This window comes from Bradyrhizobium sp. Unk1 (assembly GCF_059512345.1).
In genome coordinates, this window is record NZ_JCAMOP010000002.1 from 1 (window position 1) to 11,186 (window position 11,186).

The following is an 11,186-nucleotide window of genomic DNA, read 5'->3' on the forward strand; positions in this document are numbered from 1 at the left end:
CTTGGCAGGAAATTACCGGGACCAAGGCCTTCTCTCCTGACGTCTTCAGCCTCAAGAGCCGATAACGCAACAGGCCCCTTGTGGGAGAAGGTGGCGCGAAGCGCCGGATGAGGGGTTGCTTCGGCAAGCTCAATTGCAAGAGGGTCACGAGCGGAGAGACACCCCTCACCCGCCTCGCCGCTGCGCGGCGAGCCACCCTCTCCCACAGGGGGAGAGGGTGCAGCGTGCTCGCTGCACTATCTCCGCAAGCCTCAGAACGGCTCGGTCCCCAGCCCCGGCACCTCCGCCGGCCGCGGTCCCGGCGCCGGCCAGTGAAACCGGCGGTCTTTCTCCGCAATCATGATGTCGTTGATCGAGGCCTCGCGGCGCCGCATCAGCCCGTGCTCGTCGAACTCCCATTGCTCGTTGCCGTAGGAGCGATACCACTGGCCGCTGGCGTCATGCCATTCGTACTGAAAGCGCACCGCGATGTGGTTGCCGTCGAAAGCCCAGAGGTCCTTGATCAGGCGATACTCCTGCTCCTTCTCCCATTTGCGGGTGAGGAAGGCGACGATGGCTTCGCGGCCCTGGAACACCTCCGAGCGATTGCGCCAGCGGCTGTCCTCGGTGTAGGCAAGCGAGACTTTCACCGGATCGCGCGAATTCCACGCGTCCTCGGCCATGCGCGCCTTTTGCGCGGCGGTCTCACGGGTGAAGGGTGGAAGCGGCGGGCGCGACATGGTGGCCTCATCGGTTGGTCCAGGCCGCAATCTATCGCCGCAATTGGCGGAGTCGATAGGCCATCACTTATCGCGCGATCACTTATCGGGCGATCAGGAAATCAGATCGGCCTTCATCAGGGTGCGGATCGATTTCGGGATCGACTGGGCGCGGCCGCCGCTGATGAAGGCGACGCGCACCTCGGCTTTCACCAGCAAGTCCTCGGCCCGCCGCACCTCCTGCGCCAGCATGATGGAGGCGCCTTTCACCGCAACCGGCCACGTCACGACGTCGAGCACGTCGTCCATCCGCGCGGGTTTCAGAAAATCCAGATGCATCGAGCGCACCACGAAGGCAAAGCCCGCGCCCTCCGTTTCGACCTGGTCGAACAGTGCCTGCTGCTCGGCCCCCATCAGCCGCAGATGATTGGTGCGCCCACGCTCCAAGTAGCGGAGATAATTGGCGTGATAGACGATGCCGGAGAAATCCGTGTCCTCGTAGTAGACGCGGACCTGCATGTGATGGCGGCCGTCGCGGATCTCGCCGTCGAGATGGGCTGTCACGTCGCGAGCCTCTTCGCTTTTTGCAACCGGCCCGTTTTGCGCAAAAACAGCCGGCCGCGCAAGCGCAGCTTATGCCACGGCCGGCGTCCTTCCCAGCGTCACCTCGACGATCTCAGGCGGCACGCCGACGCGGACCGGCATGATGCTGCAACCGAGGCCGCCGGAGACGATGACGTCGCATTTCAGCCGGAAGTGACCATAGGCGAGCCGCACGCCGTGCTGAGGCGGAACAGCCGGCGACCAGCCGAACAGGCGGACCTGGCCGCCATGGGTATGACCGGACAGTTGCAGCGCGACGCGCGCGGGTACGAGCGGCGCGATATTGGGCTCATGCGCGAGCAGGATGACCGGCGCATCGTCGGTGACCTTCGCCAGCGTGCCCGCGAGATCGTCGGCGCCAAGCCGGTGCACGCTTCGGCCATAGCGCTTCGCGGGATAGTAGGCGAGCTGATCGCCGAGGCCCGCGAGCCAGAAGGAGCGTCCGTCCTTGGTGAGACGCACGACGTCGTTCTCGTAAACGGGAATGCCAGCCGCCTCCAGCGCGCGATGGGCGGCTGTCGGCCCGTGCCCGGCCTGCTGCACGGCCCTGTCCACCCAATAATCGTGATTGCCCATGACGGCATGGACGCCGAGCGGTGCCTTGAGGCCCGCGAGCACCTTGGCCCATTCGCTCGACGGAATGATGCGCGTGACCTGGTGAACACCCGCGACATAGTCGCCGAGCAGCACGATGACATCGGCGTTGAGCGCATTGGTGCGATCGACGATGCCCTCGATCCGCTCCAGCGACATCCAGGGATCACAGGCATGAATGTCGGTGACGATGGCGATCTTGAGCGGAAAATCCGCCGGCCATTGCCGCGGGGTCGGGTGATAACGGGTGACGCGGAGCCGCAGCGGCTCGACGCCGACGCCATAGGCCGCGGTCGAGACGCCGAGCGCGGACAGGCCGCCGATGGAACGGATGAGATGACGACGCGTGATCATGGAAGCCCGATGGTGATGCAGCTTTGTGATGCGGTCCGATTGAAGCGGAATTTGGGTCCGCTCGTGCAGACGGTCTGCATTCGCGTGCAGACTGTCTGCACAAAGGTTACCGGGAGTTCATGACGATAGCTGCACCCGGCATTTGCGCGAGATCAGTCGTCGCTCTCGTCCGAGCCGAACAGGCCGAACTGTGCCGCGGCATCGCGCGAGGGCTCGGCGATGCCGAGATGGCGGAAGGCGTGCGAGGTGAGCAGGCGGCCGCGCGGTGTGCGCTGGAGATAGCCGCACTGAATGAGATAGGGCTCGATGATGTCCTCGATCGCATCGCGCGGCTCGGACAGCGCGGCAGCCATCGTCTCGACGCCGACCGGGCCGCCGCCATAGTTCTGCGCGATGGTGGTGAGGTAGCGGCGGTCCATGGCGTCGAGGCCCGCGGCGTCGACCTCGAGCGCGCTCAGCGCGTGGTCGGCGATCTTGCGGTCGATCGAGGCTGCATCGGCGGCGGAGGCGAAATCGCGCACGCGCCGCAGCAGGCGGCCGGCGATGCGCGGCGTGCCGCGGGCACGGCGCGCGATCTCGTTGGCACCGTCGGCGCTCATGCCGACATTGAGCACGCGCGCGCCGCGGGTGACGATGCTTTCCAGCTCTTCGATGGTGTAGAAATTGAGCCGCACCGGAATGCCGAAGCGGTCGCGCAAGGGATTGGTGAGGAGGCCTGCGCGCGTGGTGGCGCCGACGAGCGTGAATTTCGACAGCTCGATCTTCACCGAGCGTGCCGCCGGGCCCTCGCCGATGATCAGGTCGAGCTGAAAGTCCTCCATCGCGGGATAGAGCACTTCTTCCACCGCGGGGCTCAGACGATGGATCTCGTCGATGAAGAGCACGTCGCGCTCTTCGAGGTTGGTGAGGAGTGCGGCGAGATCGCCGGCCTTGGCGATCACCGGACCCGAGGTCGCGCGAAAGCCGACACCGAGCTCCTTGGCGACGATCTGCGCCAGCGTGGTCTTGCCCAGGCCGGGCGGACCTACGAACAGCACGTGATCCAGCGCCTCGCCACGCTTGCGTGCCGCCTCGATGAAGATCGAGAGGTTCTTGCGCGCCTGCTGCTGGCCGACGAAGTCGGACAGCGATTGCGGGCGCAGCGCGGTATCGCCGACATCGTCGCTGCGGCGCTCGGGCGTGACCATGCGGTTGGCCTTGGGGTCGCTCACTTCGCGAGCTCCTTCAGCCCGAGGCGAATGAGCTGCGCCGTCTCGGCATTCTCACCCGCGCTGCGCGATGCGGATGCAATCGCCGCCGCCGCCTGCGGCTGGCCGTAGCCGAGATTGACGAGCGCGGAGATCGCGTCCGCGACGGGCCGCGGCGCACGCTGGTCGTCGACGGCGCCGGCGAGATGCACGACAGCGGGATCGACATTGGCGAAGGCCGGCGCCTTGTCTTTCAATTCGGTGACGATGCGCTCGGCAACCTTGGGACCGACGCCGGGCGTACGCGCCACCGCGGCCTTGTCGCGCAGCGCGATGGCATTTGCGAGGTCGGAAGGCACGAGCGTGCCGAGCACCGCGAGCGCGACCTTGGCGCCGACGCCCTGCACGGTCTGGAGCAGGCGAAACCATTCGCGCTCCTGGTCGGTGCGGAAGCCGAACAGCTTTATTTGATCTTCGCGGACGTAGGTCTCGATCGACAGCACTGCGGCTTCACCGGGCGACGGCAGATGCTGCAGCGTGCGCGTCGAGCAGTGCACCTGATAGCCGACGCCGCCGACGTCGAGGAGCACATAATCCTCGCCATAGGAATCGATCAGGCCCTTGAGCTTGCCGATCATAAGCCCGCCACCTTCAGCCTGAGCGCCGTGCTCTGGCGGTGATGGGCGTGGGTGATAGCGATGGCGAGCGCGTCGGCGGCGTCCGCTGACGGCGGCTCGGCCTTGGGCAGCAAAATCTTCAGCATCATCGCGATCTGGTGCTTGTCGGCGTGACCGGCGCCGACCACCGTCTTCTTGACCTGGTTCGGCGCGTATTCGGCAACAGTAATGCCGAACATCGCGGGCGCCAGCATGGCGACGCCGCGGGCCTGGCCGAGCTTCAGCGTCGCGACGCCGTCCTTGTTCACAAAGGTCTGCTCGACCGCGGCTTCCATCGGCTTGTGACCGGACAGGACGGCGGCAAGCCCCTCATGGATCGCGAGCAGCCGGCTCGCCAGCGGCAAATCGTCCGGCGGTTCCACCGAGCCGCAGGCGACGTAGATCAAGCGATTGCCCTCGGCCTCGATCACGCCCCAGCCGGTGCGGCGCAGGCCGGGGTCGATGCCGATGATGCGAACGGGGCCACGAATCGGGAGCGCAGTCATGGGCCAGTGATAGCGGCTGGCTGCGGTGGGGGAAACAGAAACAGAACGGAAGTAACAGGGGAAGTGGGACTCGTCGGAGATTGCCGCGCTGCCCGCAGCACCCCCCGACGTCATACCCCGCGAAAACGGGGTATCCAGTACGCCGCGGCTTCTCCGTATCTCGCTGGCGTCTCTGGAATACTGGGTCGCCCGGTCAAGCCGGGCGACGACAGGGAAATTCGGAGCTGGCTGCCTCAGCCGCCCATCTTCGCCATCAGCGCGTCGGACACCTCGAAATTGGCGTAGACGTGCTGGACGTCGTCGTGCTCGTTGAGCAGGTCCATCAGCTTCAAGAGCTTCTCGCCGGTCTCGTCGTCGACCGCCAGCGTATTCTGCGGCTTCCAGATCAGCGCGGCCTTGCGCGGCTCGCCGAACTTGGCTTCCAGCGCCTTGGCGACGTCGCGATAGCCTTCGGTCGAGGCGTAGATCTCGTGTCCGCCTTCGCCCGAGACCACGTCATCGGCACCGGCCTCGATCGCGGCATCCAGCACCGCGTCGTCGGAGGCGACGCTGCGGTCGTATTCGATGATGCCGGTGCGGTCGAACATGAAGGAGACCGAGCCGGTTTCGCCGAGATTGCCGCCCGACTTGGTGAAGAAGGAGCGGATGTCGGAGGCGGCGCGGTTGCGGTTGTCGGTCAGCGCCTCGACGATGACGGCGACGCCGCCGGGGCCGTAACCCTCGTAGCGGATCTCGTCATAGTTCTCGCCGTCATTGCCGAGCGCCTTCTTGACGGCGCGCTCGATATTGTCCTTCGGCATGTTCTCCTGGCGCGCCGCGATGATGGCGGCACGCAGGCGCGGATTCATGTTGGGGTCGGGCGTGCCGAGCTTGGCCGCGACGGTGATTTCCCGCGCCAGCTTGCCGAACAGCTTCGACTTCTGGGCATCCTGCCGCCCCTTGCGGTGCATGATGTTCTTGAATTGGGAATGTCCGGCCATGCGTGTCTCGTCAGGAATCGTGCGCCAAAGGTGAGCGTGGGAAGCGCGGCCTTATAGGCCGCCAACCCACCGGAATGAAAGGGCCTCTCATACTTTAAGGTAGTACCGTAGTGGAACGTGCCCAGAAGTCAGGCATCGTTAACCCTGATTTCATTCCGGCCTGCGAAAATAGCGTCTACCCGTCTCCCGACAAGAGTGACCTGATGGCGTTCGCATTATTTCGGACGCGTCAGCCGGACATGGCTGCGCCGGCGGCCGCCCCGCAGGCTCCGCCGGCGGCCAATTCCGAGCCCGTCCCGGCCGCTGATGCCGATTCGGCCAGGGAAATCCTGGAACTGCTGGAACTCGAGCTCGGCGCCATGATCCGCCAGCTCGAGCGCGCCGCCAATTCGGTCGCCGGCGGCGCGGAGGCGACCGCGGCAACGCTCGCGGATATTCGCGAGCGCACCGACGCCCTCACCGGCCGCACCAATGCCGCCCAGTCGAACGCGTCGAGCTTTGCCCATGCCGCCGACAAGTTCACCCAGTCCGCGCAAGGCATCGGCGCGCAGGTGCGCGCGGCCGGCAAGCTCGCCGACGAAGCCAGCGCCGCGGCGCAGGAAGCCCGCGCCAATGTCGACCGCCTGCGCGAATCCTCCGCCGCCATCGGCAATGTCGTCAATCTGATCGCGCAGATCGCACGGCAGACGACGCTGCTCGCGCTGAACTCCACCATCGAGGCCGCGCGTGCGGGTGCGGCCGGCAAGGGCTTTGCGGTCGTCGCCACCGAAGTGAAGGCGCTCGCGGTGCAGACCCAGGGCGCGACGGAGGAGATCACCAGGAAGATCGACGCGCTCCAGCGCGACGCCGCCGGCTCGGCCGACGCCGTGCACCGCATCGCGCAGGCAATCGAGGCGATCCGCCCGGTGTTCGACACCGTCAACGGCGCGGTCGCCGAGCAGAATGCCACCACCAGCGAGGTCTCCGGCAACGCGGCAAGCGCGTCGCAGTTCATCATCTCCGTCGGCGAGAGCGCGGCCGAGATCGACGCCGCGACCAAGGCCGCCGAGACCCACGGCGAGAACGTCGCCAGCGCCGGCAAGGCCGTCACCACCTTCGCACGGAAGCTGAAATCGCGCTGTGCGGTGCTGCTGCGCCAGAGCGAGCACGACGACCGCCGCAAGACCGAGCGGCTGCCCTGCCATCTCAAGTTCGAAACCGCGCGCGGCGTGTTGCAGGTCTACGAGATCGCGATGGACGGCGTGCTGATCGGCGGCGCGGAGGCGGCGAAGCTTGCCACGCAGGCCGTCGTCGACGGCACCCTCGAAGGCGTCGGCGCCTGCCGCCTGCGCGTGATCGAGCAGTCCAAGGCCGGCGCCCGCGCGCAATTCGTCAGCCCCGACGCCGATCTCAGCGAGAAGATCGAAGACAGGCTCTGGTCGATCCACGAGGAGAACACCGAGTTCGTCACCCGCGCCATGGAAGCCGGCACGGCGCTGACCCGGATTTTCGAGCAGGCGGTTGCACGCGGCGAGGTCAAGATCGACGACCTCTTCGACACCGACTATGCAGAGATCGCCGGCACCAATCCGCAGCAATACCGCACGAAATATCTGGACTGGGCCGACCGCGCGCTGCCGGCGTTCCAGGAAGCCTTTCTCGCCAAGGAACCGCGCATGGCATTCTGCGCCATGGTCGACCGCAACGGCTTCCTGCCGGTGCACAACAAGATCTATTCGCATCCGCAGCGGCCGGGCGACACCGCCTGGAATACCGCCAACAGCCGCAACCGGCGGATCTTCAACGACCCGGCAGGGCTCGCCGCCGCACGCAACCTGCGCTCGTACCTGGTCCAGAGCTATGCCCGCGACATGGGCAACGGCAACACCGTGATGATGCGCGAGATCGACGTTCCGATCCGCGTCCAGGGCCGGCACTGGGGCGGATTCCGCACGGCTTACAAGCTGTAGTGCACGCTCAGGCAAGACGCCGGCCGCGAATCATCCTTTAAGGCTGGAATTGGAATGGGAATGGGAATGCCGCGGAGAGCCGGCGAACGGCTCTGACTGGAGGACTCTCAAAACATGTCCGTCGCACAACTGGCAGTCCTGGACACCGGCTCCAACCGGACACTTGCCGAACGCCTGATCGACCAGCTCGCCGACCGCATCGGCGGTCTCGGCGTCGAGCTCGCCGACATCGCCGGCAACGTCCAGGAAGTCGCAAACCGCGTCGCGAACCAGTCCGAACGGTTCCATCACCTCCAGGAGACGGCCGAGACGATGGTCTCAGCCAATCACGATATCGCCAATGCGTCGCAAGCGGTGCAATCGACCGCATCGGCGGCGGTCGGCGAGATCGCGCAATCGCGCGGCGCGGTCGACACCGCGGTCAGCCACATCTCCGAGCTCGTCGCAGCCGTGGCGCGGATCGAGGCGCGCCTGAGCGCCGTCGGCTCGGCGCTGGCGCAGGTGGCGAAAGTGTCCGGCTCGATCGAGGCGATCGCCAAGCAGACCAATTTGCTCGCGCTCAATGCCACCATCGAAGCCGCCCGCGCCGGCAATGCCGGCCGCGGCTTTGCGGTGGTGGCAAGCGAGGTCAAGAATCTCGCGGAGGCTACCCGTGCGGCCACGCATCAGATCTCCGACACCGTGCGCGATCTCGACGGCCAGATCGAAGGCCTGATCGGCGAGAGCAGCGACGCCTCGCAACGCGCCAAGACCGCCGGCGAAGGCGCCCAGCAGATCTCCGGCATCATCTCGCGGGTCCAGCAGGGTTTTGCCTCCGTGGAAGCGGAGATCGACAGCGTCACGCGCGCCGCGACCTCCAATCTCGGCCATTGCGACACGGTCATCAGCGAGCTCAACGAGCTCGCCAAGGGCGTCGACCTGTCCTCGCGCGATCTCAGGAACGCCGATCAGCGCGTGACAAAACTGCTCGACACGTCCGAAGCGCTGATCGCAATGATCGCCGACAGCGGCGTCGAGACATCGGATGCGCCGCTGATCCGCGTCGTCGTCGAGACCGCAAAGCGGATCTCGGACGAGTTCGAGGCCGCAATCGACCGCGGCGAGATCACGCTCGATCAGCTCATGGACGAGAACTACCGGGACATCCCCGGCACCGATCCCAAGCAATACAACACGAACTACGTCGACTTCACCGACCGCGTGCTGCCCGCCATCCAGGACCCGATCCAGAAGTCAGACCCCCGCATCGTGTTCTGCGTCGCCTGGGCCAAGGGCGGCTATCTGCCGACTCACAACCCGAACTACCGCCTGCCGCAGGGCAAGGATCCCGTCTGGAACAACGCCAATTGCCGCAATCGCCGCCTGTTCAGCGACCGCGCGGTGAAGAAGGTTGCAGCCAACACAAAACCGTTCCTGCTCCAGACCTATCGCCGCGACATGGGCGGCGGGCAGTTCGTGCTGATGAAGGACCTGTCCTCGCCGATCGTGATCCGCGGCAAGCACTGGGGCGCCTTCCGGATGGGATTTCGGCAGAGCTGAGGGCCGCTGCTGCGGCCGCTCAATCAAAAATCTGAAAAACAACCCCATGCACAGTAGCCGGGGCGTGGAGAATCAATGGCTTGCGCCGGCGGGCCAGGACGCAGTTTGACTCGTCGGGCAAAACAGGCGCACAATGCTACTATTCCGAAATCCCCCCCCCTCTTCCCTTTTCCCCTTGTGGGAGATGGGGTTGGTTTTTAAATCTGGATCCAGCCGCACCGACCTCCATTACAGACATTTGTCGGCCGCTCAGAAGCGGATCGCCTTGGAAGAGATAGCCGAGCTTCCGTTACGCGGTTTTGTTTTTGCATCGAATAAGAAGAACATGCGCCGCCATCGAAACGAACGCGCGGAGCGCGCCCCGCGACACGGAAGCTGCGGCCGAGGCGCGAGATTTGAAATAAAAAGTGAAAAGAAGAGCGGGGATATTCCTCAAAGATGACTTGATCTCTCCCTTCGCTCGCTTCCTCAGCGCAACTAATTGATGAGTAAGCAGTGATGACTGATCAGCAATTAGCCCTGGAAGCGATTAGCGACGCGCAACTCATATTGGAAGAATTCCTTCGGCCCCATCCCAAGGATAATGCGCGTATTCTTGAAAAGTTGGTGGAAGTTCTCGAACGGCCTGCCTTGATCGTTGCTGTAAGTCGATTGCAGCGCCCATGAACAAACCACTTCAAGCGTTTTCTTTAACCGTTGGCATTGTTGCGCTCTCATCGCTCGAAATGACCAGCCTGCATGCCAAGCAACAATGCAGCGCTGCAATGCCGCCAAATCCGCAAGGGCAATGGTGGTCCTACCGTCTCATCGACGGACGGAAATGCTGGTACGCGGGCAAACCGATGCTATCGAAAGCATTGCTGGAATGGCCTACAGAGCGGCGTCCCCAACCTGGTTCTCGCGGAGAAGCTGCAGGCATTCTCATCGCCAACAAGCCCGGCAATCCTTTCGATGCACAAGCGTTGGCCCTGAAAGAGGGCCCTGACACGTTTGAAGAGCGATGGCGTGCTAGGATCTCCAGCTCCAACACTGCACACGACTGAACAATACGCGATACGAATGACTTAGCGATCCTGCATCTCGCCCATCGTTGGCGAGGACTTTCGCGCCTGTTCGCGGCAGCGCGCTTCGTTTACGTCAAGCCGGATTACGTGCTGCGACGTGCGAACCGATAAGCGGACATGCGCGGTCACGTCCGATGTCGGCCTGACAGCGTGCCAGCTTCTTGGCGTGTGTTCGAGCGCTTCGCAGGCGAGCAAGGCGACGTTTCCTCCGTGACTGTGTCCGGCCTTCTCCCACAAGGGCAGAGGGCGCAACGATGTCGGACGCGCTCGCCGCCGCCCGACTTTCCCAATCGCACGAATTTCGTCATCGCATGAATTTCCGCATTCGCACGATCATCTGCGGCGATCAACGGTGCTGCGACGAAAATGCGTCAAAACATGACGCTTATCATATCAATTAGCCCAATTCCGTTGCAGAGATCGCCGCACAAATTCGTGAACGTCATGGCCTGACGCGCCGGCAGCGCAAATATGCATCGCCAGAAATTCTGGCGCTTCATCGTTTCGCATCGGTATGATTATTGTCGCGCACGAATTCGCCGACTAGATCGCCGTAAGCGATCAAGCGAGCAAGGGGATGCTTATGGCAACAACTCTCACCATCAACGGCGAAACCAAATCGTTCGACGCGCCGCCGGAAATGCCGCTGCTGTGGGTGCTGCGCGACATCCTCGGAATGACCGGCACCAAATTCGGCTGCGGCATCGCGCAATGCGGCGCCTGCACGGTGCATGTCGACGGCAAGGCCGTGCGCTCCTGCGTGCTGCCGGTCAGCGCGGTCGCGAACCGCGCCATCACCACCATCGAGGCCGTCGGCAACACGCCGTCGGGTGCGAAGGTGCAGAAGGCCTGGCTCGATCTCGAGGTGATCCAGTGCGGCTATTGCCAGTCCGGCCAGATCATGGCGGCCGCCGCGTTGCTGGCAACCACCTCGCATCCGGATGATTCCGACATCGACGCCGCGATGGCCGGCAACATCTGCCGCTGCGGCACCTATGTGCGCATCCGCGAGGCCATCAAGCAGGCCGCCAACGGCCGTCAGTCCTGAGGTCCGCC

The 11,186-nt window shown here is 64.5% G+C and carries 12 protein-coding genes; 5 read left to right on the forward strand and 7 right to left on the reverse strand.

The window, feature by feature from the left end; all coding sequences use genetic code 11:
- Positions 1 to 251 precede the first annotated feature (251 nt).
- From AC5ZFO_RS02085 to AC5ZFO_RS02115, 7 genes are all read right to left on the reverse strand, one after another.
- Complete coding sequence (locus AC5ZFO_RS02085) at positions 252 to 719, reverse strand: nuclear transport factor 2 family protein (protein ID WP_282520070.1); 468 nt, start codon at positions 717 to 719, stop codon at positions 252 to 254.
- 93 nt (positions 720 to 812) lie between these two features.
- On the reverse strand, positions 813 to 1,262 hold the full coding sequence (ybgC, locus tag AC5ZFO_RS02090; protein ID WP_282520069.1) for a tol-pal system-associated acyl-CoA thioesterase: 450 nt from the start codon (positions 1,260 to 1,262) through the stop codon (positions 813 to 815).
- A gap of 69 nt (positions 1,263 to 1,331) precedes the next feature.
- The gene (locus tag AC5ZFO_RS02095) at positions 1,332 to 2,249 is read right to left on the reverse strand and encodes a metallophosphoesterase (RefSeq protein ID WP_282520068.1); all 918 of its coding nucleotides are present in this window, start codon (positions 2,247 to 2,249) and stop codon (positions 1,332 to 1,334) included.
- A gap of 152 nt (positions 2,250 to 2,401) precedes the next feature.
- Positions 2,402 to 3,436 carry a Holliday junction branch migration DNA helicase RuvB gene (gene ruvB / locus AC5ZFO_RS02100; protein ID WP_282520088.1) on the reverse strand — a complete coding sequence of 345 codons (1,035 nt, stop codon included), beginning with the start codon at positions 3,434 to 3,436 and terminating at the stop codon, positions 2,402 to 2,404.
- A gap of 20 nt (positions 3,437 to 3,456) precedes the next feature.
- A complete protein-coding gene (ruvA, locus tag AC5ZFO_RS02105) occupies positions 3,457 to 4,074 on the reverse strand; it encodes a Holliday junction branch migration protein RuvA (RefSeq protein WP_282520067.1) in 618 nt (205 codons plus the stop codon).
- Positions 4,071 to 4,598: a crossover junction endodeoxyribonuclease RuvC gene (ruvC, locus tag AC5ZFO_RS02110; protein ID WP_039156321.1), complete on the reverse strand. Its 528-nt coding sequence runs from the start codon at positions 4,596 to 4,598 to the stop codon at positions 4,071 to 4,073. Before ruvC ends, ruvA begins: the two co-directional genes overlap by 4 nt.
- Positions 4,599 to 4,831: 233 nt before the next feature.
- Positions 4,832 to 5,578 (reverse strand): YebC/PmpR family DNA-binding transcriptional regulator, encoded by a 747-nt coding sequence (locus tag AC5ZFO_RS02115; protein WP_282520065.1) that lies wholly within the window; start codon positions 5,576 to 5,578, stop codon positions 4,832 to 4,834.
- Between the two features lie 203 nt (positions 5,579 to 5,781).
- Between AC5ZFO_RS02115 and AC5ZFO_RS02120 the strand changes: the two genes are divergently transcribed.
- From AC5ZFO_RS02120 to AC5ZFO_RS02140, 5 genes are all read left to right on the forward strand, one after another.
- Positions 5,782 to 7,527 (forward strand): methyl-accepting chemotaxis protein, encoded by a 1,746-nt coding sequence (locus AC5ZFO_RS02120; protein WP_496121215.1) that lies wholly within the window; start codon positions 5,782 to 5,784, stop codon positions 7,525 to 7,527.
- Between the two features lie 114 nt (positions 7,528 to 7,641).
- Positions 7,642 to 9,066, forward strand: a complete 1,425-nt coding sequence (locus AC5ZFO_RS02125) for a methyl-accepting chemotaxis protein (protein WP_282520063.1) — start codon at positions 7,642 to 7,644, stop codon at positions 9,064 to 9,066.
- Positions 9,067 to 9,564: 498 nt separating this feature from the next.
- Positions 9,565 to 9,732, forward strand: a complete 168-nt coding sequence (locus tag AC5ZFO_RS02130; protein WP_282520062.1) for a hypothetical protein — start codon at positions 9,565 to 9,567, stop codon at positions 9,730 to 9,732.
- Positions 9,729 to 10,109, forward strand: coding sequence for a hypothetical protein (locus tag AC5ZFO_RS02135; protein ID WP_282520061.1), 381 nt, complete (start codon positions 9,729 to 9,731; stop codon positions 10,107 to 10,109). Before AC5ZFO_RS02130 ends, AC5ZFO_RS02135 begins: the two co-directional genes overlap by 4 nt.
- Before the next feature lie 604 nt (positions 10,110 to 10,713).
- Positions 10,714 to 11,178 carry a (2Fe-2S)-binding protein gene (locus AC5ZFO_RS02140; RefSeq protein ID WP_282520060.1) on the forward strand — a complete coding sequence of 155 codons (465 nt, stop codon included), beginning with the start codon at positions 10,714 to 10,716 and terminating at the stop codon, positions 11,176 to 11,178.
- Positions 11,179 to 11,186 lie beyond the last annotated feature (8 nt).

What these genes read in the sequence shown, in the direction of transcription:
- AC5ZFO_RS02135 (WP_282520061.1), top strand. Translation starts at nt 9,729, where the DNA reads ATGAACAAACCACTTCAAGCGTTTTCTTTAACCGTTGGCATTGTTGCG.
- AC5ZFO_RS02130 (WP_282520062.1), top strand. Translation starts at nt 9,565, where the DNA reads ATGACTGATCAGCAATTAGCCCTGGAAGCGATTAGCGACGCGCAACTC.
- AC5ZFO_RS02115 (WP_282520065.1), bottom strand. Translation starts at nt 5,578, where the DNA reads ATGGCCGGACATTCCCAATTCAAGAACATCATGCACCGCAAGGGGCGG.
- AC5ZFO_RS02140 (WP_282520060.1), top strand. Translation starts at nt 10,714, where the DNA reads ATGGCAACAACTCTCACCATCAACGGCGAAACCAAATCGTTCGACGCG.
- ruvC (WP_039156321.1), bottom strand. Translation starts at nt 4,598, where the DNA reads ATGACTGCGCTCCCGATTCGTGGCCCCGTTCGCATCATCGGCATCGAC.
- ruvA (WP_282520067.1), bottom strand. Translation starts at nt 4,074, where the DNA reads ATGATCGGCAAGCTCAAGGGCCTGATCGATTCCTATGGCGAGGATTAT.
- AC5ZFO_RS02120 (WP_496121215.1), top strand. Translation starts at nt 5,782, where the DNA reads ATGGCGTTCGCATTATTTCGGACGCGTCAGCCGGACATGGCTGCGCCG.
- AC5ZFO_RS02095 (WP_282520068.1), bottom strand. Translation starts at nt 2,249, where the DNA reads ATGATCACGCGTCGTCATCTCATCCGTTCCATCGGCGGCCTGTCCGCG.
- ruvB (WP_282520088.1), bottom strand. Translation starts at nt 3,436, where the DNA reads ATGGTCACGCCCGAGCGCCGCAGCGACGATGTCGGCGATACCGCGCTG.
- AC5ZFO_RS02085 (WP_282520070.1), bottom strand. Translation starts at nt 719, where the DNA reads ATGTCGCGCCCGCCGCTTCCACCCTTCACCCGTGAGACCGCCGCGCAA.
- AC5ZFO_RS02125 (WP_282520063.1), top strand. Translation starts at nt 7,642, where the DNA reads ATGTCCGTCGCACAACTGGCAGTCCTGGACACCGGCTCCAACCGGACA.